22 protein-coding genes are annotated in these 21,184 nt (G+C 67.6%); 13 read left to right on the top strand and 9 right to left on the bottom strand.

The genetic code is table 11. The features are described from left to right. Positions 1-133 precede the first annotated feature (133 nt). Entirely contained in the window at positions 134-790 is a 657-nt protein-coding gene (locus tag JAN5088_RS07570; RefSeq protein ID WP_267885370.1) for an alpha-ketoglutarate-dependent dioxygenase AlkB family protein, read from the top strand. On the opposite strand, the gene JAN5088_RS07565 is transcribed toward JAN5088_RS07570, so the two are convergent. Further along, positions 738-1,304: an SH3 domain-containing protein gene (locus tag JAN5088_RS07565; protein WP_055682195.1), complete on the bottom strand. Its 567-nt coding sequence runs from the start codon at positions 1,302-1,304 to the stop codon at positions 738-740. The two genes, JAN5088_RS07570 and JAN5088_RS07565, sit on opposite strands and share 53 nt — an antisense overlap. Positions 1,305-1,315: 11 nt before the next feature. Beyond that, the gene (locus JAN5088_RS07560) at positions 1,316-2,137 is read right to left on the bottom strand and encodes an ABC transporter permease (RefSeq protein WP_055682194.1); all 822 of its coding nucleotides are present in this window, start codon (positions 2,135-2,137) and stop codon (positions 1,316-1,318) included. Positions 2,138-2,229: 92 nt separating this feature from the next. Between JAN5088_RS07560 and cysQ the strand changes: the two genes are divergently transcribed. The 6 genes from cysQ to JAN5088_RS07530 all read left to right on the top strand — a co-directional run bounded on the left by cysQ (position 2,230) and on the right by JAN5088_RS07530 (position 9,176). Further along, positions 2,230-3,027 carry a 3'(2'),5'-bisphosphate nucleotidase CysQ gene (gene cysQ, locus JAN5088_RS07555; protein ID WP_055682193.1) on the top strand — a complete coding sequence of 266 codons (798 nt, stop codon included), beginning with the start codon at positions 2,230-2,232 and terminating at the stop codon, positions 3,025-3,027. 61 nt (positions 3,028-3,088) lie between these two features. Further along, positions 3,089-3,979, top strand: coding sequence for a UTP--glucose-1-phosphate uridylyltransferase GalU (gene galU / locus JAN5088_RS07550; protein ID WP_055682192.1), 891 nt, complete (start codon positions 3,089-3,091; stop codon positions 3,977-3,979). Positions 3,980-3,985: 6 nt separating this feature from the next. After that, entirely contained in the window at positions 3,986-5,002 is a 1,017-nt protein-coding gene (locus JAN5088_RS07545) for a glycosyltransferase family 2 protein (RefSeq protein WP_055682191.1), read from the top strand. 115 nt (positions 5,003-5,117) lie between these two features. Beyond that, complete coding sequence (locus tag JAN5088_RS07540) at positions 5,118-6,128, top strand: glycosyltransferase family 2 protein (protein ID WP_055682190.1); 1,011 nt, start codon at positions 5,118-5,120, stop codon at positions 6,126-6,128. Next, positions 6,125-7,816 (top strand): DUF5927 domain-containing protein, encoded by a 1,692-nt coding sequence (locus JAN5088_RS07535; RefSeq protein WP_055682189.1) that lies wholly within the window; start codon positions 6,125-6,127, stop codon positions 7,814-7,816. Before JAN5088_RS07540 ends, JAN5088_RS07535 begins: the two co-directional genes overlap by 4 nt. Beyond that, positions 7,806-9,176 carry a hypothetical protein gene (locus JAN5088_RS07530; protein ID WP_074962439.1) on the top strand — a complete coding sequence of 457 codons (1,371 nt, stop codon included), beginning with the start codon at positions 7,806-7,808 and terminating at the stop codon, positions 9,174-9,176. Before JAN5088_RS07535 ends, JAN5088_RS07530 begins: the two co-directional genes overlap by 11 nt. Here the strand turns inward: JAN5088_RS07530 and JAN5088_RS07525 are convergent. From JAN5088_RS07525 to JAN5088_RS07495, 7 genes are all read right to left on the bottom strand, one after another. Further along, positions 9,173-9,637: a PTS sugar transporter subunit IIA gene (locus JAN5088_RS07525; protein ID WP_055682187.1), complete on the bottom strand. Its 465-nt coding sequence runs from the start codon at positions 9,635-9,637 to the stop codon at positions 9,173-9,175. The two genes, JAN5088_RS07530 and JAN5088_RS07525, sit on opposite strands and share 4 nt — an antisense overlap. A 32-nt stretch (positions 9,638-9,669) precedes the next feature. Next, a complete protein-coding gene (gene hpf, locus JAN5088_RS07520) occupies positions 9,670-10,239 on the bottom strand; it encodes a ribosome hibernation-promoting factor, HPF/YfiA family (RefSeq protein WP_055682186.1) in 570 nt (189 codons plus the stop codon). 198 nt (positions 10,240-10,437) lie between these two features. After that, a complete protein-coding gene (gene lptB / locus JAN5088_RS07515; RefSeq protein WP_233489734.1) occupies positions 10,438-11,211 on the bottom strand; it encodes an LPS export ABC transporter ATP-binding protein in 774 nt (257 codons plus the stop codon). Then, the gene (lptA, locus tag JAN5088_RS07510) at positions 11,208-11,690 is read right to left on the bottom strand and encodes a lipopolysaccharide transport periplasmic protein LptA (protein ID WP_306455459.1); all 483 of its coding nucleotides are present in this window, start codon (positions 11,688-11,690) and stop codon (positions 11,208-11,210) included. The genes lptB and lptA overlap by 4 nt, the downstream gene beginning before the upstream one ends. A gap of 14 nt (positions 11,691-11,704) precedes the next feature. Further along, complete coding sequence (gene lptC / locus JAN5088_RS07505; protein ID WP_082429870.1) at positions 11,705-12,325, bottom strand: LPS export ABC transporter periplasmic protein LptC; 621 nt, start codon at positions 12,323-12,325, stop codon at positions 11,705-11,707. Positions 12,326-12,344: 19 nt separating this feature from the next. After that, positions 12,345-12,959: a ribonuclease D gene (locus tag JAN5088_RS07500; protein ID WP_055682183.1), complete on the bottom strand. Its 615-nt coding sequence runs from the start codon at positions 12,957-12,959 to the stop codon at positions 12,345-12,347. A 98-nt stretch (positions 12,960-13,057) separates the two neighbouring features. Next, complete coding sequence (locus JAN5088_RS07495) at positions 13,058-14,008, bottom strand: LysR substrate-binding domain-containing protein (RefSeq protein WP_055682182.1); 951 nt, start codon at positions 14,006-14,008, stop codon at positions 13,058-13,060. Between the two features lie 139 nt (positions 14,009-14,147). On the opposite strand from JAN5088_RS07495, the gene JAN5088_RS07490 reads away from it, so the two are divergent. From JAN5088_RS07490 to JAN5088_RS07465, 6 genes are all read left to right on the top strand, one after another. After that, positions 14,148-15,749, top strand: a complete 1,602-nt coding sequence (locus tag JAN5088_RS07490; RefSeq protein WP_199502145.1) for an ABC transporter substrate-binding protein — start codon at positions 14,148-14,150, stop codon at positions 15,747-15,749. 70 nt (positions 15,750-15,819) lie between these two features. Continuing rightward, positions 15,820-16,797 carry an ABC transporter permease gene (locus JAN5088_RS07485; protein WP_055682181.1) on the top strand — a complete coding sequence of 326 codons (978 nt, stop codon included), beginning with the start codon at positions 15,820-15,822 and terminating at the stop codon, positions 16,795-16,797. Then, positions 16,794-17,726 carry an ABC transporter permease gene (locus tag JAN5088_RS07480; protein WP_055682180.1) on the top strand — a complete coding sequence of 311 codons (933 nt, stop codon included), beginning with the start codon at positions 16,794-16,796 and terminating at the stop codon, positions 17,724-17,726. The genes JAN5088_RS07485 and JAN5088_RS07480 overlap by 4 nt, the downstream gene beginning before the upstream one ends. After that, a complete protein-coding gene (locus JAN5088_RS07475; protein ID WP_055682179.1) occupies positions 17,723-18,712 on the top strand; it encodes an ABC transporter ATP-binding protein in 990 nt (329 codons plus the stop codon). Before JAN5088_RS07480 ends, JAN5088_RS07475 begins: the two co-directional genes overlap by 4 nt. After that, positions 18,709-19,758: an ABC transporter ATP-binding protein gene (locus tag JAN5088_RS07470; RefSeq protein WP_055682178.1), complete on the top strand. Its 1,050-nt coding sequence runs from the start codon at positions 18,709-18,711 to the stop codon at positions 19,756-19,758. The genes JAN5088_RS07475 and JAN5088_RS07470 overlap by 4 nt, the downstream gene beginning before the upstream one ends. Beyond that, positions 19,755-21,170, top strand: a complete 1,416-nt coding sequence (locus JAN5088_RS07465) for a M20 family metallopeptidase (RefSeq protein WP_055682177.1) — start codon at positions 19,755-19,757, stop codon at positions 21,168-21,170. Before JAN5088_RS07470 ends, JAN5088_RS07465 begins: the two co-directional genes overlap by 4 nt. The last annotated feature ends 14 nt before the right edge of the window (positions 21,171-21,184 follow it).

The raw sequence follows: 21,184 nt of genomic DNA, 5'->3' as shown, positions 1-21,184 counted from the left end.
GGATCGCGGCCCGTCACGGCACCCCGACCCTTATCCCATTTTCAACAAGAAGCGGCGACGGATGACCCGTTCCGCGGTTCGGTGGGTATATAAGGAGGGGGTTTTCGCCTCGCAAGGATGTGAAGGATGCGAATTGAGGGAAGTTTCGCCACAGCAGATCCGCGGCATTCGCCTATGGGAGGGGTTGCTGGACCCCGCGGAACAGGCCGTCATGGCGGACGACCTGCGGGCGGTGGCACGGGCAGCGCCCTTCGTGGCCCCCGTGACACGGTCGGGGCGGCCCCTGTCGGTGCGGATGACCTCGGCCGGGCGCTTCGGCTGGATCGCGGACAGGCGGGGCTATCGCTACGGCGACCGGCACCCGTCGGGCATCGACTGGCCGCCCATCCCCGACAGCGTGCGGGCGGTCTGGGACGCGGTGGCGCCCGACGCCCGGCCGCCCGAAAGCTGTCTGGTAAACTGGTACGGTCCCGCCGCGCGGATGGGGATGCATCAGGACCGCGACGAAGGCGACCTGTCGCAGCCCGTCGTCTCGATCAGCCTGGGCGACGACGCGCTGTTTCGCATCGGCAGCGTGGAACGCGGCGGCCCGACCATCAGCCTCTGGCTGCGGTCGGGCGACGTGCTGACCATGGGTGGCGACGCGCGCCTCGTGCATCACGGCATCGACCGGATCGCGCCGGGCACCTCGACCCTGCTCGACGGGCCGGGGCGGATCAACGTCACTTTGCGCGTCGTCACCGCGCCAGGGTGCAGCACCCCGACAGGATCGCCCCGTCATCCGCGGTGAACAGGTCGATGGACAGGCCGTAGAGCGCATCCGACATGCCGTCCGAACAGGTCTCTCGCCGGACGATTCCTCGCAGCGATCCCTGCGACGTCGCGACAATTACACCTGACCGGTCCGGCCGGTTCATCGAAGGGACATCGACGGGCGGATCGGTCGGCATCGTCCCCTCCGGGGTGCGAAAGGCATGGTCTGCCAGATCCAGCGTCCAGAATGGCTCGGTCCCGAAGCAGGACGCAGGCGGCGCTTTCGTCCCCCCCGGCAAGGCGCTCAGGAACCGCAACGCGACCCAGCCCGACCCCTCGCCCAGGTTGATCCGCCCCCATCGGCCACCCTGGCCGCCGGTCGCCGTCACCTCCACCACCGTATCGGGCAACAGGGAGCCGACGATGCCATGCGCGACCCCCGGCCCCGCGCGGACGTTCAACACGTCGTCCGCCGCGACGCCCGTCACCCGGTTGAGTGCGGGCAGCCGCGTCTCCGCCGACGCGGGCCAGGCGAGGATCGCGCAAAGCATCGCCAGCCACCTCATCGGCCGGCGAACCACGAGACGGAGGCATGACGGCGAGTGTAGAATTCGCCCATCATCCCGATGACGAGGAAGATCATCGCCACAGTCAGCGGATACTCCCAGTTCGTGTAGTGGGGATTGTAGTTGATGAAGGTATAGCCGCGCGCCTGATCGATGATGTGGAACAGCGGGTTCCAGTCGAAAAACGCCAGAACCTTCGCAGGCAGCGCATTGGCCACGAACATCTTGCCCGACGCGATCATGTTCACGCGCGAGTACATCATGTGGGCAATCTGGACGAAGTTCGGCGCCCAGGGCTTGATGGCCAGAAGGACCATGCCCATCGCCACCCCCACGAACCAGGCGAGCAGGAACATCATCGCCGCCCCGCTCCAGTCCTCGACGACGATGGGGTGCCAGGCGACGTGGACGCCGAAGAGCACGATGCTGACCGACAGCGTCTGGAGGTAGAGGCACGACAGTGCCGCGGCCGAGATGGAGATCGCCGTGTTCATCGGCGCGTGCTTCATCATCGGCGAGGCCGGCCCCTCGGCGCCGACGATCGCGCCCATCGCCTTGATGTTCGTCATGAACAGGAAGATCCCGGACATGATGTAGAGGACGAAGTCCCCCCGGATCGCGCTGCCGCGCAGGCCGAGGACCGAGAACATGAACACGAAGGCACCGACGAAGATCACCGTCTGAAGGATGTTCATCAGCAGCGCGGTGACACCGTTGCCGTGTCCCTTGCGGATGTGGCGCACGGTGGCGTGGAAAATCAGCTCGGCCAGCGTGAAGGCGCGCGTGGCGGCCGTGTCGCGGCGCTGGATCTTGAACATTCCCGCCTCCCTGCCGCTGCGTGCTTGCTCCTTGCGTCTCCGATACCATAAGCCTGCCGGGGAAACGAAGGCTTTGGTTTGAGGATTTGGTGATGGATTTCGACAGTATGATGGTGACGCTCCGGCGGCTCGCGCTCGAAGCGGGCGACGCGATCATGGAAATCTATGCCGCACCCGACTTCGACGTGCGCACCAAGTCCGACGACAGCCCCGTGACCGAGGCGGACGAGGCCGCCGATGCGCTGATCTCCGCCGGCCTGCAGGCGGCTTTCCCCGACGCGGCCGTCGTGACCGAGGAACGATCGGACACGCACGACCTGGACGTCACCGATTTCTTCATCGTCGATCCGCTGGACGGCACCAAGGAGTTCGTCCAGCGGCGCGGCGACTTCACCGTCAACATCGCCTGGGTCGAAGGCGGCATCCCCGTGCGCGGCGTGGTCTATGCCCCCGCCCGTGGCCGCCTGTTCTGGACCGCCGCCGATGGCACCTCGGTCGAGGAGACGGGCCCCTTCGGCAAGGCGGCGCCGGGCCTCTGCTCGCCCATCGCCGCCGCCGCACCCGACAATGCGGCCCTGCGCGTGGTGGCCAGCAAGTCGCACCGCGACCAGGCGACGGACGACTACATCGGCCGGTATTCGGTGGCCGACATGAAATCCGCCGGCTCCTCGCTCAAGTTCTGCCTCGTCGCCACGGGAGAGGCCGACATCTATCCCCGGCTGGGCCGGACGATGGAATGGGATACGGCCGCCGGACACGCGGTCCTGGCGGGTGCCGGCGGAACGGTCGTCAGGTTCGACGATCACCGGCCGCTCACCTATGGTAAGGACGGGTTTGCAAATCCCTTCTTCATCGCCCATTCACCGGGCGTCACCCTCGCCGAGATCTGATGCGGCGCCGCATTTTGAAACGAACCCATGTCCGGCCGTCAGGCCCACCGGAGGCACATCAATGAAACGCACCGTCACCAAGGCCATCTTTCCGGTCGCGGGCCTCGGAACCCGGTTTCTGCCCGCCACGAAATCCGTCCCGAAGGAGATCATGACCCTCGTGGACCGGCCGCTGATCCAATATGCCATCGACGAGGCGCGCGAGGCGGGCATCAAGGAATTCATCTTCGTCACCTCGCGCGGGAAATCCGCCCTGGAGGATTATTTCGACGACAGTCCCGTGCTGGAGGCGGAGCTTCGCAGGAAGAAGAAGCCGGAACTCCTCAAGGAGCTGAAGCGCACGACGATGGATTCGGGCCAGATCGCCTATATCCGCCAGCACCGGGCCAAGGGTCTGGGCCATGCCGTCGCCTGCGCGCGCCGCCTGATCCACAACGAGCCCTTCGCCGTCATCCTGCCCGACGACGTCATCGCGGCCGAGCCCTCGTGCCTCGCCCAGATGGTCGAGGCCTATGCCGAGACCGGCGGCAGCATGGTCGCCGCGATGGAAGTGGCGCCCGAAAAGGCGTCGTCCTACGGCATCCTAGACATCGAACCGGGCGCCGATCCCGAAAACCCCATCAGCCGTGTGCGCGGCATGGTCGAGAAGCCCGAGGCCGGCACCGCCCCGTCGAACCTGGCCGTGATCGGGCGCTATATCCTCAGCCCGCGGGTGATGCGTCACCTGTCCGGGCTCGACGCGGGCGCGGGGGGGGAAATCCAGCTGACCGATGCCATCGCGCGCGAGATCGACGGCGACGGCGTCCATGGCTTCCGCTTCGAAGGACAGCGTTACGACTGCGGCTCCAAGGCCGGGTTCCTGCAGGCGACCGTGGCCTTCGGCCTCGCGCGCGACGATCTGCGCGACGAGCTGGCGGCCTTCCTCGCGGACCTGAGCCTGAGCGTCAAATAGGGGCGCATGGCAGCGGCGCACGACTTATGGGCGGCCTACCGCCTCCGCTGGCGCCGCCGCCGCCTCCTCGCCCGGTCCTTTGCCAAACGCAGCCAGCTGTCACCGCTCGCCGACCGGACCCGCGACATCGCGTCCGGCGCGATCCTGGCTTTCGCGACAGTGCGCAACGAGATGGGTCGCTTGCCCTACTTCCTCCGCCATCACCGTGCACTGGGCGTGGACCGCTTCCTGTTCGTCGACAACGCCAGCGACGACGGGACGGCGGCCTTTCTGGCCGAGCAGGCGGATGTCTCGGTCTGGACCACGCCGCATGGATACAAGGCGTCGCGCTTCGGGGTCGACTGGCTGACGGTCCTGCTGGCGCGGCACGGGCACGGGCACTGGTGCCTGACGCTCGATGCGGACGAGTTGTTCGTCTATGCCCACCACGACCGCCGGCCGCTGGGCGCGCTGACCGACTGGCTCGACCTGACGGGACGGTCGTCGATGGGGGCGCTGATGCTCGACATGTATCCGCGCGGTCCCTTGGGAGAGGGCGGTCCTGAGGAGGATCCCGTGGCGGCCCTGCCCTGGTTCGATGCGGGCAACTACGTCATGCTGCGACAGCCGCGCCTGCAGAACCTCTGGGTGCAGGGCGGACCGCGCGCCCGCGCGTTCTTTGCCGCCGATCCGCGCCGGGCACCCACCCTGTCGAAGGTTCCGCTGGTGCGGTGGAACCGCCGCTATGCCTACGTCAGTTCGACCCATTCGCTCCTGCCGCGCCGCCTGAACCGAGTCTATTGCGAGACGGGGTCCGAGGCGCCGACGGGCGTGCTGCTGCACACCAAGTTCCTGCCCCAGATCCTGGCCAAGTCGGCGGAGGAACGGACGCGGCGGCAGCATTTCGAGAACTCGGACCTCTATGCCGGATACTACGACGCGCTGCGCGGGGGTCCGGTGCTCTGGTGCGAGCGGTCCACGCGCTATGCCGGCTGGCGTCAGCTCGAGGCGCTGGGCCTGATGTCGCGGGGCGGCTGGCAATGACGGCGCGACGGTTGCCCGAGGGCCCCGCCGATCACCGGGTTGCAATTCCGGCCAGAATCGTGACCGGAGACATGGGGATGGCCGGATCGGCGCCAACGGAGGGGGTGGCCGGGCGATGGGACTGATCTCATCCTACCGGATGCGTCTGCGCCGTCGTTATTGGCGTGCGCGCGCCTTCAGGCGCCGGCGGCAGCTCCGGGTCGTGCGCGACCGGACCCGAAGCTTCGGGCCGGGTGCGATCCTGGCCGCGTCCACCGTGCGGAACGAGCGCGCGCGGCTGCCCTATTTCCTCGACTACTACCGCGCGCAGGGGGTCGATCATTTCCTGTTCGTCGACAATGGGTCGGACGACGGCACCTGCGACTATCTGGCCGCGCAGCCCGATGTGTCGGTCTGGCGGACGCGGGCAAGCTATGCCGATGCGGCCTACGGCGTCGACTGGTTGAACTGGCTGTTGCGCCAGCACGCCCACCGGCACTGGTGCCTGACCGTCGATGTGGACGAATTCCTGGTCTACCCCTTCTGCGACACGCGCCCGTTGCGCGCGCTGACCGACTGGCTCGACGCAAGTTCGGTCCGCAGCTTCGGGGCCATGATCCTCGACATGTATCCCAAGGGTCCGATCGGCGGCCGATCCTATCACGAAGGTCAGAACCCCTTCGAGATCGCCTCCTGGTTCGACAGTGGCAACTATATGTTCGAGCGCAACCCGATGTACGGCAACCTCTGGATCCAGGGGGGCGTGCGGGCGCGGACCTTCTTTGCGGACCGGCCGCGCAAGGCGCCTGCGCTCAACAAGGTGCCCCTGGTCCGGTGGCACCGCGATTTCGTCTACGTCAGCTCGACCCACGCGCTGTTGCCGCGGGGCCTCAACCTCACCTACGATGCCGGCGGCGGCGAGAAGACGACCGGCGTCCTTCTCCATGCCAAGTTCCTGTCGCTGTTCGTCGACCGTGCGGCGGAGGAGGCAGAGCGGTCCGAACACTATCGCGGCGCGGGCGAATACCGGACCTATGCCGGCGGTCTGGATGGGCAGACCGACCTCTGGTGCAAGTGGTCGGAGCGCTATATCAACTGGCGTCAGCTGGAAATCCTCGGCCTGATCTCGAAGGGGAACTGGGCGTGACCCTGGGCTTCGTCCTTCTGGTCCACACGGCCTTCGACCGGGCCGAGCAGGTGGCCCGCTATTTCGCGGCGAACGGCTGCCCCGTCGTCGTGCATGTCGACGGCAAGGTGCGGCCGCGCCTTTTCCAGCAGTTCCGCGACCGCCTGGCAGATGAGCCGCTGATCCGGTTCTCGCGGCGCACCCGCGTCGAATGGGGTACCTGGTCCATCGTCCGGGCGACGCAGATGGCGTCCGCCCGGCTTCTGAAGGACTTTCCGGACGTCCGTCACGTCTTCCTCGCCTCCGGCTCGTGCCTGCCGCTCCGGCCGGTGGCTGAGTTGCGCGACTATCTCGACGCCCACCCCGAGACCGATTTCATCGAATCCGTCACCACCGACCACGTCACCTGGACCGTGGACGGGTTGGAGGAGGAACGCTTCACCTTGCGGTTCCCGTTCTCCTGGCGGCGGCACCGGCGTCTCTTCGATGCCTATGTCGCGGTCCAGCGCCGTCTGGGGTTGAAGCGACGGATCCCGCCCGGCGTCTCGCCGCATCTGGGCAGCCAGTGGTGGTGCCTGACGCGGCGGACCCTCGATTCCATCCTGACGGCGCCCGACCGGGCTGCGATCGACAGCTATTTCAGCAAGGTCTGGATACCGGACGAAAGCTATTTCCAGTCGCTCACCCGCCGGTATTCCACGCAGGTCGAAAGCCGGCCCCTGACGCTGTCGAAGTTCGATGTCCACGGCAAGCCGCACATCTTCTACGACGACCATCAACCGCTGCTGGAACGGTCGGACTGCTTCGTGGCACGCAAGATCTGGCCGCGGGCGGAGGGGCTTTATGCGACGTTCCTCGATGACAACCGGACTGCGACGCGCCGGGCCGAGCCCAACCCCGGCAAGATCGACCGCGTCTTCTCCAAGGCGAACGAACGTCGGGGGCAGGGGCGGCCCGGTCTCTATTCGCAGGCCCGCTTTCCCGCGCCGGGGTTCGAGAACGGCCTGACCTGCGCGCGCTACAACGTGTTTTCCGGGCTGGACCAGCTGTTCGAGGATTTCGGCTCCTGGCTGTCGGGCCGGTTGGGTGGCCGCGTGCACGGCCATCTCTATGCTCCGGACCGGGCCGAGTTCGCGGGCGGCGAGACGGTGATGAACGGCTGCCTCTCCGACAGCGCCGCATTGCGCGACTACCGCCCGACGCAGTTCCTGAGCAACCTGCTCTGGTCCACGCGGGGCGAGCGGCAGACCTTCCTGTTCGGACCCGGCGACGCGCAGGACGTCGTGCCGTTCATCGCGCGTGATCCCAATGCCACCATCGTGGCGGTCTCGGGCGCCTGGGCCGTACCGCTCAGCGCGTCGAACGCCGACTTCGACACGGTAAAGGCCGAGGCCGCGCGCCTGCAACGCGCGGAGCTTGTCTTTCTGCGGACCCTGCGGACGCCCGGTGTCGCCGCGCGGGTGCACCAGTGGACGCTTGCGGATTTCCTGGCTGACCCACCGGAACGCCTGCGCGCCGTCATGGACGAGATGTCCGGCCCCGGCCCCCGGCGCCTCACCGATCTGCCGGCCATGCGCGACACGCGGGGGATCCCGGACTTCCTGTTTCGGCTGCGCAACGGCGGGGTCAAGCCGCTGGTGATGGGCAACTTCGACAGCAACGGTACGATTGCAGACCGCGGCCCCGCCGCCCAGCGCCATGCCGGATAGGTTCGACGCCTTCGTCCTGTTTGCCGAGATGCGGACCGGCTCCAACCACCTGGAGGAATCGCTGAACACCCTGTCGGACGTCCGCTCCTTCGGCGAGGCGTTCAATCCCGTCTTCATGGGAGCCCACAACCGGACCGAACTGTTCGGCATCGACCTGTCCGCGCGCGAAGCCGACCCGCTGCCGCTCCTGCGCGCGATCACGGGCGAGGGCGGCCTGACCGGGTTCCGGTTCTTCCACGATCACGACCCCCGCGTGGTGGCGCCTGTGCTGGACGACCCGCGCATCGCCAAGGTGGTGCTGACGCGCAATCCGCTGGACAGCTACGTCTCGCTCGCCATCGCTCGGCAGACGGGACAATGGCGCCTGACCAATCCGAAGATGTCGAAGGCAGGCAAGGCAGTCTTCGACGCAGCCGCCTTCGACAGGCTGGTCGCCCGGCAGCGCGCGTTCCGCGACCGCATCCAGCGGCATCTGCAACTGACCGGTCAGACGGCCTTCTGGATCGGCTATGACGATATCGGCGATCTGGAGGTGCTGAACGGCCTCGCGGCCTTCCTCGGGTCCACGGACAGGCTGTCGGAAGTGCCCGGCAAGCTCAAGCGGCAGAACCCCGGCGATATCGAGGACAAGGTCGAGAACCCCGAGGAGATGCGTGCCCACCTCATGCGGCTCGACCCGTTCTTGCTTACGCGGTCGGTGCAGACGGAACCCGCGCAGAGTCCGAACCCGGGCAGCCTGATGGCCGCGAACGACAGCGCCCTGCTGGCGATCCCGGTGCCTGGCGGGCCGACGGACGCGGTGCGCGACTGGCTGACGGCGCTGGACGGCCGAGCCCCGGTCGAGGGCCTGACGCAGAAGCAGCTTCGCCCCTGGATGCGGCGGCACAAGGGCTTCGTCAGCTTCGCGGTCCTGCGTCATCCGCTGATGCGGGCACACGACGCGTTCTGCGCGATGCAGACGGGGCGGGGACCGCAGGCCAACACCCTGCGCCGCATCCTGACCAACCAGCACGGTCTCGACCTGAAGGGCGATCCAATGGCGGCGTTCCTTGGGTTTCTAGGGTTCCTCAGGGCCAATCTCGGCGGCCAGTCATCCCTGCCGGCGGAGCCCGAATGGACAAGCCAGAGCGCGCTTCTGGCCGGGATGGCGCAAGCCGTCCTGCCGCAGCGCCTGATCCGCGAGAGCGAGGCGCAGGAGGAACTCGACACACTGGCCGTCCGTGCGGGAAAGCGCCCGGTGCTCTTCGTCCTGCCGCAAATGCCGCCATCGATGGTCACGGACGCGACCGAGGAGGCCTGCATGGAGGCCTATCGACGGGACTTTCTGAACTTAGGGTTCAAGCGGCTGTCGAACAGCTAGGCGGCTTCGGACTTCTGCGCTTCGGTCAGGACCGTGTGCAGGACGGCCGGGTCGTCGTTCGCCCGCAGCTTGGCGCATGTGCCGGCATCGCGCAGCGTGCGGGACACCAGCGCCAGCGCCTTGAGATGCGCGACGCCCGCGCCTTCCGGCGCGAACAGCGCGAAGACAAGATCGACGGGCTTGCGATCGGTGGCATCGAAATCGAGCGGCGTCTCGAGCCGCATGAACACGCCATGGACCCGGTCAAGGCCGGACAGCCGCGCATGGGGCAGGGCGACACCGCCACCCACGCCCGTGGTTCCCAGCGCCTCCCTGTCCTGCAGGGCGGAAAAGGCCTCGTCGTAATTGACGCCGTAAAGCTGGCGCGCGGCCTCGGCCAGATCGCAGAACAGGCGCTTCTTGCTCGACGTCTTGGGGACGACCTTGACGGCCTTCGGATCCAGGAGTTCGCCCAGTTGCATCGCTCGTCCTCGCTCCGCCTGCTCGGGCGGGTTCAGGTGCCGGTGACGGGATCGATCCAGCCGACGTTTCCGTCTTCGCGCCGGTAGACCACGTTCACCCCGCCGCCCTTCTCGTTCTTGAACACCAGCACCGGGGCGCCGGCGATCTCCATCTGCATCACCGCCTCGCCGACCGAAAGCGATGGGATCTTCGTCTGCATCTCGGCCACGATCACGGGGTTGAGGCTCTCGGGCTCATCATCCCCCTCGTCCGCGGCGAGGATATACGAAGAGGCCCCCGAGACTTCAACCGGCTGCGCGCGCACCTGGTGGTGGCTTTTCAAGCGGCGCTTGTAGCGGCGCAACTGCTTGTCCATCTTCTCGGCGCAGGCGTCGAATGCGGCATAGATCTCCGTCGCCTTCCCCTTGGCCGTGGTCGTCAGGCCGGTCGACAGGTGGATCGTCGCCTCGCAGACATGCTCATGCGCCGACTTCGAGAAGGTCACCTGCGCGTCGGTAGGACGCTGGGCGTATTTCTCGATCACGGACCCCAGCTCGGTCTTCACATGGGTCTGAAGCGCCTCGCCGATGTCGATCTGCTTGCCGGTGATCTGATAGCGCATGATGTCTCCTGCGGATGGAATGGGGGAGCTGTTGGATTAACTTGCGGAAACGCTTGGGGTTCCGGCCACCGGCCCGCCTGTCCGGCGGCGGTCTTGACATGCGTTCCAGCCGTGGGAACAGAGGGCATGAGAGCGGGGCTCCATCCCCCGATTGGGCGACGGAAGCGGGCCCGAGTCAACCGCAAAGCGGCAGATCGGCTAACGCGAGAAGCTGTCGCCCAGATAGACACGCCGGACGTTGTCGTTGGCGACCACCTCCGCCGGACTGCCCGACATCAGCATGCCGCCGTCGTGCAGGATATAGGCACGATCGACAATCTCCAGCGTCTCGCGGACGTTGTGGTCGGTGATGAGGACGCCGATACCGCGTTCCTTGAGTTCGATCACGAGACCACGGATATCGGCTACCGAAATTGGATCGACCCCCGCGAAGGGCTCGTCGAGCAGCAGGTAGCGTGGGTTCGCGGCTAGGCAGCGCGCGATCTCCACGCGACGCCGCTCCCCGCCCGACAGCGCGCGGGCGGACGCGTGGCGCAGGTGTTCGATGTGAAAGTCGCCCAGCAGCTCCTCCAGCCGCTCGCGACGGCGGTGGCGCTTGGGCTCGGCCACCTGCAGGACAGCCATGATGTTGTCCTCGACCGAGAGGCCGCGGAAGATGGAGTTCTCCTGCGGCAGGTATCCGATGCCCGCCCGTGCCCGGCGGTACATTGGCAGGAAGGTCAGGTCGACGCCGTCCAGCGTGACGCGCCCCTTGTCGGGCGGCACGAGCCCCGCGATGCAATAGAATGTCGTCGTCTTGCCCGATCCGTTCGGCCCCAGCAGCGCCACCACCTCGCCGCGCGCAAGGTCCATGGTGACGTCGTGGATCACGGGGCGCTTGTTGTAGGATTTGCCCAGCCCGCGCACGGCCAGGCCGCCGTCGCCTTCGGTGACCGACAGGGCGGCGGTGCCGTCGGGGGCGGGGGCGGTCACGGTTGCAACGTCGTGCGGACGCGGCCCGTGACCGTGCCGGCACCCGATTCCAGGTTGATCGCCAGACGGTCCCCGGCAAGCGTGTTCCCCCCCTGCGTCACCAGAACGTCGCCCGACAGCAGGATGTCCGACGTGCCGAGGGTATAGACCGCCTCCTGCCCCTCGGCCGCATCCTCGCCCGCGACGATGAGGACGTCGCCGGTGGCGTTCAGGCGTTCGATGCTGCGCGTGCCGCCTGTCGTGGCGTAATCGACGGTGACGAGGTTCGCCGACAGCCGCAGGTCGCCCTGCGCGATCACGACGTTGCCGGTCAGGGTGGCGCGGCCGGTGGCCTGATCGACCTCCAGGCTGTCGGCTGCGACCTCGACCGGGGCGGCGCGGTCGAAGTTGCCCTGTCCGAAGCCGATGGCCGCGGTTTGGGCATGGACGGCCCCGGCGAGCAACCCGAAGGTGGTGAGGACGAGTGCGCGAAGGATCATCATGGCCATCCCGGTCATTTCGGCGGCACGTATAGCAGGTCGACGCCCCCGGTGAACACCAGCCGCGCGGCGCCCCCTTCGTCTTCGTCGATCCGCAGGCCGCCAGCCCGGATCGTCCCGAGCGGACCTTCGCCGGTGATCGGACCGTCGCCCAGGATGTCGAGCCTGTCGAGCGATCCCTGGAGCCGCCCCGCCCGGAGGCTGTAGCCGGCGGAGGTGTCGACCCGCACGTCGCCTTCGACGGCCAGGGTACGCGCCCCGGTATCAACCTCGGCGGTATCCGCCACGACGGTCGACCGGCCCCCTGCCGGATCGGCAAGGTCGAGGCGCACCGTCATGGCCGACATGCGGCGCGGATCTACGGGGTCGGGCAAGGCGCGATCGGCGACGAAGTCGTAGGCCGTGCCGTCCTGCGACAGGCCCGTGAACCGCGGCGCCGTAAGCTGCTGGTCGCGGGCGCGTTCGGACACGTCGACCTCGGCGAAGGGGATCGCGTCCTCGGGGTTCACCCGGCGCGCGACCAGAAACAGCGTCGACAGCAGGACGAGCGCCGCCACCGGAAGGATGAGCGTGGCCAGCCGGACGATGCGGCTGTGAAGGCCCCGTGGTCGATAAGCCGTCTGCATGGCGGTCATGTAACCACGCGGGCGCGGATTAGGAATGGGCGAAGATGTCGGTCTCGGGATAGCCGATCAGGTCGAGCTTCGCGCGTGTCGGCAGGAAGTCGAAGCAGGCCTGCGCGATCTCGGTCCGGTCCTCGCGCGCGAGGCGGGCGTCCAGCACCTCCTTCAGGCGGTGAAGGTAGAGCACGTCGGAGGCCGCATAGGCCATCTGCGCCTCGGTCAGCGTCTCCGCGCCCCAGTCGGACGTCTGCTGCATCTTGCTGATGTCCTCGCCCAGCAACTCCTGCAGAAGGGCCTTGAGGCCGTGCCGGTCGGTATAGGTCCGCACGAGGCGCGACGCGATCTTGGAACACCAGACAGGCCCCGTCAGCGCGCCGAAGGCGTGGTACATCGCCGCGATGTCGAAGCGGCCGAAATGGAACAGCTTCAGGACATCCGCGTCCCGCAACAGCGCCTCGAGGTTGGGGGCGGAGGTCTGGCCCTTGTCCACCTGCACCAGATGCGCGTCGCCGTCGCCGGCCGAGAGCTGCACGAGGCAGAGCCGGTCGCGGTGCGGATTGAGGCCCATCGTCTCGCAGTCGATTGCGACCGAGGCGCCGAAGGAAAGCCCATCGGGCAGGTCGCCCCTGTGCAGCGTGATCGTCATGGCAGCCCCCGGCGCGAGTGTCTGAAACGAAGTCGCCCGGAGCGGGGCCGGGCGTCGCGCCTGACTAGACCGGCCGGCGCCCCGGACGCAAGGCGGGGTCAGGGGGCGGTGGGATAGGCGGTGCGGTCGAGGCTGGCGCGCGTCGCGGCGATGAAATCGACGGCCGCCGCCGTGGGCGCGCGGCTCGATGGCAACAGGAAACTGGTCGTGTATGCGATTTCCGGCAGGAATGGGCGCACCGCCACGCCGCGGCCGATCTGGTGGACGATGGGGAACGGGTTGACCAGCGACACGCCCAGCCCGTCGCGCACGAATTCCATCGCCGACACGCTGGTTGCCGTCTCGATAGCGATGTGCCGGCGCACGCCGGCCCGTTCGAAGGTGCGGTCGATGGCGACCCGGCTCGAATGGCGGCGCGACAGGGCGACGAAGGCCTCGCCTTCCAGATGTTCGGGGCGGATCACGTCGCGGTCGGCAAGGTGGTGCGCGCCCGGCAGGATGCAGATGGCCTGCGTCGCGATCAGCGGCTCGCTGGTGATGCCGTCGTGGGCGGGCTGGGTATCCGTCAGGCCCACGTCGAAGCGGCATTCGGCGATCCCAGTGATCAGGCTGTCGCTGGCGATGACCTCCAGGCTGATGTGCAGTTCGGGGTTGCGCTTGCGGAATGCGGCGATGCGACCGGGCAGGAAACGGTGCGCGATGGTGGGCGGCGCCACGATGCTGAGCGTTCCGCGGTGCGCCGTCCGCGGCTCCCGCGCGTGATTGACGATGCGTCCTAGGGTGGCGAAGACCGGCCCGAGCTGTTCGTTGATGGCAAAGGCCTCGGGCGTCGCCACGAGCCGTCCGCCCGCGCGCGTGAACAAAGCGAGGCCCAGCCGGTCTTCCAGTTGGGCCAGTCGCCGGCTGACCGCCGATTGGGAGATGCCGAGACTTCGCGCCGCGTTCATGGCCGTACCTGTCCGGATCAGTGCGTGCAGCACTTCGAGTTCGCGCAGCGTGATCCCCGATCTTCTGTCGCCCCCGTCGTCTGCGGCATCGGCTCGATTCATGGGCTATGACCAAACTGCATGACTTTTCAAGATTGACATTTGGTTAGCGCATAATAGCGTGACCGCCAAGCCGGATCGCACCGGCGCCTTCGGGACAGGATGCCCGATCGACAGGAAACCAAACGGGGAGGATCGAATCGTGAAAGCGGGAAAGACATCACTCATTGCGGGCATCTTTGCTCTCGGCGCCATGCCGGCGCTGGCGCAGGATCTTGCCATCGGCCTCAAGTCCGAGGCGACGTCGATGGACCCGCAGTTCCATCAACTCTCGACGAACATCCAGGTCCACAAGAACGTCTTCGAGACGCTGACCTCGCAGGACGCGGTGCAGAAGGTCGGGCCGGGGCTGGCCACCGAATGGGAAGCGGTGGATGATACCACCTGGCGGTTCAAGCTGCGCGAGGGGGTGAAGTTCCACGACGGCACCGACTTCACGGCGCGCGACGTGATCTATTCCTTCTGCCGCGTGCCGCTGGTGGAGAATTCGCCGTCGCCCTTCACGATCTACACCGCCTCGATCGCCGACATGACGGCGGAGGACGACCACACGCTGATCGTCCGCACCGAAGCGACCAACCCCCTGCTGCCGGCCGAACTCTGGAGCATCTCGATCATTTCCGCCGACACCCTCGGAGCGGAGGAGGAGGTCGTCTTCGGACCTCAGGGAACCTGCGAGGGCCTGGGCGACGTGCCGCAATCGCCCGCGTTCAATTCGCCGGACGTCGCCGTGGGGACCGGGCCCTACAAACTCGAAAGCTATACCCGCGGGTCGGAGCTGACGCTGACACGGTTCGACGAGCACTGGGGCGGTACCCCGGCGTGGGAGCGTGTCGTGATGCGCCCGATCACCAGCGACGGACCCCGCGTCGCGGCGCTGCTGGCGGGCGACGTGGACATGATCGAATCGCCGCCGATCCAGGACATTCCTCGGCTTGAGGACGGGGGTTTCAAGATCGTCGATGCCCTGTCGAACCGGATCATCTATCTGCACATGCGTCAGGAGGAAGGCGCGCCCGGCATCGAAGGGGCCGGCGACACGAACCCCCTGATGGACGCCCGCGTCCGCGAGGCGATTTCCCTGTCGATCAACCGCGAGGCCATCGCCGAGCGGATCATGGGCGGCTATGCCCAGCCCGCGGGTGAGCTTCTGCCGCCCCCAATGTTCGGCTCCTCCGGGCGCCCGGTCGATGCCTACGACCCCGACCGCGCCAAGGAACTGCTGACCGAAGCCGGGTATCCCGACGGGTTCACCATCACGCTGGGCACGCCCAACGACCGCTACATCAACGACGAACAGGTGGCGCAGGCCGTGGCGCAGATGCTGGCGCGGATCGGCATCCAGGTGAACGTGGACGCGAGCACGGCAAGCCAGTTCTTCTCGCGCCGCAACGCGCTGGAATTCCCGATCTACATGGCGGGCTGGGGCGCATCCTCCGGCGAGATGTCGTCGCCGCTCAAGTCGCTGGTCGCCACCTTCGACGAGAAGACGGGGATGGGTCCGACGAACGCGGGCCGCTATTCCAACCCCGCGATGGACGAGGTGCTGCTGCGGGCGATGTCCACCATCGACGATGCCGAGCGGGACAGCCTGCTGCAGGAAGCGGGGACCATGGTGCTCGACGACTACGGCATCATCCCGCTTCACTACGAGCAGACGGTCTGGGCGATGAAGCCCGAACTCGATTACGAGCCGCGCGTGGACCAGTACACAATGGCCACCGAGGTCAAGCCCGCCGGCTGAGCCGCGACGGCGGCGCCCGCATCCGGTGCGGGCGCCGCCGACCCACAACCGGCTGCCGGAGGAGCACGGAATGATCGTCTATCTCGTCCGCCGCGCGGGCCAGAGCGTTCTCGCGGTCGTCGCGATGGCGGTCCTGGTGTTCCTGGGCGTCTATGCCATCGGCAATCCTGTCGACGTCCTCATCAACCCGGAGGCGACGCAGGCCCAGATCGCCGCGACGACGCAGCGCCTGGGCCTCGACAAGCCGCTCTGGCAGCAATTCGGCATCTTCCTGGGGAATGCGATCCACGGCGATCTCGGCACCTCCTTCGTCTATGGCCGGCCGGCCCTCGACATCATCCTCGAACGGTTGCCCGCGACGATGGAACTTGCGGTGGTGGCGCTCATCCTGTCGGTAGGGCTCGGCGTGCCGTTGGGCGTCTGGGCGGGGCTCAGGCCGCATGGGCTGGCCGGCAAGACGATCATGGGCGGATCGATCCTGGGGTTCTCGCTGCCCAACTTCTGGCAGGGAATGCTGCTCATCCTGGTCTTCGCCGTGCTTCTGGGCTGGCTGCCTGCGGGTGGGCGCGGCCAGACGACCGAGTTTATGGGCCTCGAGGTAAGCTTCCTGACGCTCGACGGGCTTTCGCACCTGATCCTGCCGGCGATCAACCTCGCGCTCTTCAAGATGTCGCTCATCATCCGGCTTGCCCGCGCCAACACGCGCGAGGTCTGCCTGCAGGACTACGTCAAGTTCGCCCGCGCCAAGGGGCTTTCGGGGCGTCGAGTCGTGATGGTGCACGTTCTCAAGAACATCATGATCCCGGTGGTCACGATCATCGGGCTGGAGCTGGGGTCGATGGTAGCCTTCGCCATCGTCACCGAGACCGTCTTCGCCTGGCCCGGAATGGGCAAACTGCTTATCGACTCCATCAACCTGCTCGATCGGCCGGTGATCGTCGCCTACCTCATGCTGACGGTCCTCATCATCGTCACCATCAACTTCCTCGTCGACGTGATCTATTCGCTGCTCGACCCGCGGATACGCCTGTCGGAGATGAAGGGATGACCAATTCCATCGCCAGCGACCTGGAACCCGTGGGCACCCCCGGTCCCGTCCGCATCGACAGCCCGGTCCGCCGCGTCGCCAAGGAGTTCGTCGAGGACCCCGTCGCCGTCGTGGGGCTGGTTCTGTTCGTCCTGATCGCGCTCATCGCGATCCTCGCGCCTTGGCTCGCGCCGCAGAACCCCTACGATCTCGCGCAGCTCGACATCATGGACGGCGGCCTGCCGCCGGGCGAGGTCAGCTTCGGCACCGGCGACACCTATTGGCTCGGCACCGACCAGCAGGGGCGGGACATGGTGTCGGCCATCATCTACGGCCTTCGCATCAGCCTCGTCGTCGCCACCATGTCGCTGGGCATCGCGATCACGATCGGCACCGTCGTCGGCGTGACCGCGGCCTATTTCGGCGGCAAGCTCGATTCCTTCATCATGCGGATCGTCGACCTGCAGCTCTCGTTCCCGGCGATCCTCGTGGCGCTGATCCTGCTGGCGCTCCTGGGGCGGGGGGTGGACAAGGTGATTCTGGCGCTGGTGATCGTGCAATGGGCCTATTACGCCCGCACCGTGCGCAGTTCGGCAATCGTCGAGCGGCGCAAGGACTATATCGACGCGGCCCGCTGTCTGGCGCTGTCGAACCGTCGGATCATGTTCCGGCATCTTCTGCCCAACTGCGTCCCGCCGCTCATCGTCGTGGCCACGGTGCAGATCGCGCAGGCCATCGCGCTCGAGGCGACGCTGTCGTTCCTCGGCGTCGGGGTGCCGATCACCGAGCCGTCGCTGGGGCTGCTGATCGCCAACGGCTACGACTACCTGCTGTCGGGCCGCTACTGGATCAGCCTGTTTCCGGGCATCGCCCTCGTCCTCACGATCATCGCCATCAACCTCGTCGGCGACCGGCTGCGCGACGTCCTCAACCCGCGGCTGTCGACATGAGCAGGCTTCTCGAGGTCCGTGACCTGCACACGCATTTCTTCACCCGCGACGGGGTGGCACGCGCCGTCGACGGCGTCAGCCTGTCGGTCGACCGGGGCGAGATCCTGGGGCTGGTGGGGGAATCCGGGTCGGGCAAATCGGTCACCGGCTTCTCGATCCTGGGGCTGGTCGATCCGCCGGGCCGAGTCGTCTCGGGTCAGATCCTGTTCGACGGGCAGGATCTGGTGGCCGGAGGCGAGGGCGCGTTGCGCCACCTGCGCGGCAAGCGGATCGCCATGATCTTCCAGGATCCGATGATGACGCTGAACCCGGTCCTGCGGATCGACACGCAGATGATCGAGACGGTCCGCGCCCATGTCGACGTGTCGCGCGACGAGGCGCTCCGCCGCTCGCGCGAGGCGCTGGTGGCGGTGGGCATCTCGTCGCCGGACGAGCGGCTGCAATCCTATCCGCACCAGTTCTCGGGCGGGATGCGGCAGCGCGTGGCCATCGCCATCGCCATGCTGCACAAGCCCGACCTCATCATCGCGGACGAGCCGACGACCGCGCTCGACGTCACGATCCAGGCTCAGATCCTGTCGGAAGTGCAGACACTCTGTGCCGAGGCGGGCACGGCGCTCATCTGGATCACGCACGATCTGGCCGTCGTCTCGGGCCTCGCCGATCGGCTGGCGGTCATGTACGCGGGCCGCATCATCGAGGAAGGGCCGACGTCGCGCATCATCGCGGCGCCGATGCACCCCTATACCCGCGGCCTGATCGAGAGCGTGCCCCACGGCAAGCGCCACGGCGCGCTGCTGTCGCAGATCAAGGGGATGACGCCGTCGCTCCTGAAGCTGCCGTCGGGGTGCAAGTTCCGCCCCCGCTGCCCTCGTGCCGACGATGCCTGCACGCCGGAGCCACCGCTGGAGGCCGCCCGCCCGGGCCACAGCGTCCGCTGTGTCCACCCCCACACCGAAAGCCGCATCGAGGTTCCCACGACGTGACCGAGCCCTGCATCATCGAGATCGAGGACGTTTCGCGCCGGTTCGTGAAGGAGCTGGACATCGCCGAGCGGACGGCGCGCAAGCTGGGCGCGGACATCGCGCCGCAGACCGTCCATGCCGTCGACGGCGTCACGCTGCGCGTCCGGCCGGGCGAGGTGCTGGGGCTGGTCGGCGAATCCGGCTGTGGCAAGTCCACCCTGGGCCGGATGGTGGCCGGGCTTCTGGACCCGAGCGACGGCCGCATCCTCTATCGCGGGCGGGACGTGGCGGGGCTGGACGGGGCCGAGGCGCGGGACGCCGCCCTCAAGATCCAGATGGTGTTCCAGGACCCCATGTCGTCGCTCAACCCCCGTCTGCGCGTGCGCGAGATCGTGGGCGAGGCGCCGCGCGTCCACGGCATCGTGCCCCGCCGCGAGGTCGCCGCCTATGTCGAGGAGATCCTGGAGCAGGTGGGTCTCGACCCGATGACGGGCAAGCGGTATCCGCACCAGTTCTCGGGCGGCCAGCGGGCACGCATCGGCATCGCCCGCGCCCTTGCCGTCAAGCCCGATTTCCTCGTCTGCGACGAATCCGTGGCCGCGCTCGACGTGTCGATCCAGGCGCAGGTGCTCAACCTGTTCATCCGCCTGCGGGAGGAGCTGAACCTCACCTACCTGTTCATCAGTCACGATCTGGGCGTCGTGGAACACATCTCGGACCGGATCGCCGTCATGTATCTGGGCCGGCTGGTCGAACTGGGGGAGGCGACGGACCTGATGGCGCGGCCGAACCACCCCTATACGCAGGCGCTGGTGGCCGAGATTCCGACCTTCGAGACGGGCAAGCGCATCTATTCGGCGATCGAAGGAGAGATCCCGTCGCCGCTCCGGCCCCCGCCGGGGTGCCACTTCCACCCCCGCTGCCCCCACGCGCACGACCGCTGCCGGGTCGAGGTGCCGACGTTGAGGGAAATCGCGCCCGGGCGTCTGTCGGCCTGTCACCTCAACGACGAACCCGTCCGCCGACCTGCGGCGACGACCGAAGCCATGGAAGGAGACCGCCCATGAAGAACGAGAACCCGATCTGGTCGCTGGTCGACGCCCGACGCGAGGCCTTCATCGGGCTGGCCGACCGCGTCTTCGACACGCCCGAGGTGGCCTATACCGAAACGCGTTCCTGCGCCGCGCATACCGAGATGCTGCGCGAACAGGGCTTCCGCGTGACAGAAAACGTCGCAGGCATTCCCACGGCCGTCATGGGCGAGGCGGGCCAGGGCGGTCCGATCATCGCGATCCTGGGGGAATACGACGCCCTGCCGGGGTTGAGCCAGGAACCGGGTCTGGCGGAGCCGAAGCGGATCGACGCCGCAGGCTACGGACACGGCTGCGGTCACAACCTTCTGGGGTCGGCCGCCCTGTCCGCCGCCACCGCCGTGAAGGACTGGCTGGAGGCCGAGGGGTTGGAGGGCCGCGTCCGCTACTACGGCTGCCCAGCCGAGGAAGGCGGCGCGGCCAAGACCTACATGGTGCGCGACGGACAGTTCGACGACGTGGACATCGCGATCACCTGGCACCCCGCCAGCTTCAACGCCGTAGACGACATGCGGTCGCTTGCGAACACCCGCATCGACTTCACCTTCACCGGCAAGGCGTCGCATGCGGCGGGGGCGCCCGAGCTGGGCCGGTCGGCGCTCGATTCGGTCGAGTTGATGAACATCGGCGTCAACTACCTGCGCGAACACATGCCCGACGCGGCGCGCGTGCATTACGCCTACATCGACGCGGGGGGCGAGGCGCCGAACGTGGTTCAGGCCAAGGCCACGGTGCGGCAACTGATCCGCAGCCCCGACCTTCAGGGCCTGCAGTCGCTGGTCGAACGGGTGCGGAACATCGCGGACGGCGCGGCCCTGATGTCGGGAACCGCGGTGACGTCGCGCGTGTTCTCGGCCGTCTCGAACCTGATCGCCAACCGCCCCCTGTCGGAGGCCATGCAGGCCGAGTTCGACGCGCTGGGGCCGGTGCCCTTCGACGCGGACGACGCGGCCTTCGCCCGCGACATACGCAAGACGCTGTCGCGCGAGGACATCGCCGACACCTTCGAGCGTCTGGCGATGAAGCCCGACTACGACCTGCCGCTGTGCGATTTCGTGGCGCCGCTCGATCGCCCGTTCATGGGGGGCATGGGCTCCACCGACGTGGGCGACGTCAGCTGGGCGGTGCCCACCGTGCAGGCCCGGGTCGCCACCTGCGCCGTGGGGACGCCGTTGCATACCTGGCAACAGACCGCGCAGGGCAAGACGCCCGCAGCGCACAAGGGGATGCTGCACGCGGCCAAGGTCATGGCGGCGACGGCGCGGGCGGCGATCCGTGACGAAAGGCTGCGGGCGGCGGCGAAGAAGGCCCATGCCGAGCATCTGGCCGAGCATCCCTATGCCTGCCCGATCCCGGCCGAGACAAAGCCGCCCATCGCCGCCGAATGACGGCGGCGGGCGCG

The sequence above is a fragment of the Jannaschia rubra genome (genome assembly GCF_001403735.1).
Classification (GTDB): domain Bacteria; phylum Pseudomonadota; class Alphaproteobacteria; order Rhodobacterales; family Rhodobacteraceae; genus Jannaschia; species Jannaschia rubra.
The sequence above is the reverse complement of the archived record's forward strand: the minus strand, read 5'-3'. Positions and strand labels throughout refer to the sequence as shown.

Excerpts from the sequence above, each read along its gene's own strand:
- JAN5088_RS07565 (WP_055682195.1), bottom strand. The coding sequence starts at position 1,304 with ATGCTTTGCGCGATCCTCGCCTGGCCCGCGTCGGCGGAGACGCGGCTG.
- JAN5088_RS07560 (WP_055682194.1), bottom strand. The coding sequence starts at position 2,137 with ATGTTCAAGATCCAGCGCCGCGACACGGCCGCCACGCGCGCCTTCACG.
- cysQ (WP_055682193.1), top strand. The coding sequence starts at position 2,230 with ATGGATTTCGACAGTATGATGGTGACGCTCCGGCGGCTCGCGCTCGAA.
- galU (WP_055682192.1), top strand. The coding sequence starts at position 3,089 with ATGAAACGCACCGTCACCAAGGCCATCTTTCCGGTCGCGGGCCTCGGA.
- JAN5088_RS07545 (WP_055682191.1), top strand. The coding sequence starts at position 3,986 with ATGGCAGCGGCGCACGACTTATGGGCGGCCTACCGCCTCCGCTGGCGC.
- JAN5088_RS07540 (WP_055682190.1), top strand. The coding sequence starts at position 5,118 with ATGGGACTGATCTCATCCTACCGGATGCGTCTGCGCCGTCGTTATTGG.
- JAN5088_RS07530 (WP_074962439.1), top strand. The coding sequence starts at position 7,806 with ATGCCGGATAGGTTCGACGCCTTCGTCCTGTTTGCCGAGATGCGGACC.
- JAN5088_RS07525 (WP_055682187.1), bottom strand. The coding sequence starts at position 9,637 with ATGCAACTGGGCGAACTCCTGGATCCGAAGGCCGTCAAGGTCGTCCCC.
- hpf (WP_055682186.1), bottom strand. The coding sequence starts at position 10,239 with ATGCGCTATCAGATCACCGGCAAGCAGATCGACATCGGCGAGGCGCTT.
- lptA (WP_306455459.1), bottom strand. The coding sequence starts at position 11,690 with ATGATCCTTCGCGCACTCGTCCTCACCACCTTCGGGTTGCTCGCCGGG.
- lptC (WP_082429870.1), bottom strand. The coding sequence starts at position 12,325 with ATGACCGCCATGCAGACGGCTTATCGACCACGGGGCCTTCACAGCCGC.
- JAN5088_RS07500 (WP_055682183.1), bottom strand. The coding sequence starts at position 12,959 with ATGACGATCACGCTGCACAGGGGCGACCTGCCCGATGGGCTTTCCTTC.
- JAN5088_RS07495 (WP_055682182.1), bottom strand. The coding sequence starts at position 14,008 with ATGAATCGAGCCGATGCCGCAGACGACGGGGGCGACAGAAGATCGGGG.
- JAN5088_RS07485 (WP_055682181.1), top strand. The coding sequence starts at position 15,820 with ATGATCGTCTATCTCGTCCGCCGCGCGGGCCAGAGCGTTCTCGCGGTC.
- JAN5088_RS07480 (WP_055682180.1), top strand. The coding sequence starts at position 16,794 with ATGACCAATTCCATCGCCAGCGACCTGGAACCCGTGGGCACCCCCGGT.
- JAN5088_RS07475 (WP_055682179.1), top strand. The coding sequence starts at position 17,723 with ATGAGCAGGCTTCTCGAGGTCCGTGACCTGCACACGCATTTCTTCACC.
- JAN5088_RS07465 (WP_055682177.1), top strand. The coding sequence starts at position 19,755 with ATGAAGAACGAGAACCCGATCTGGTCGCTGGTCGACGCCCGACGCGAG.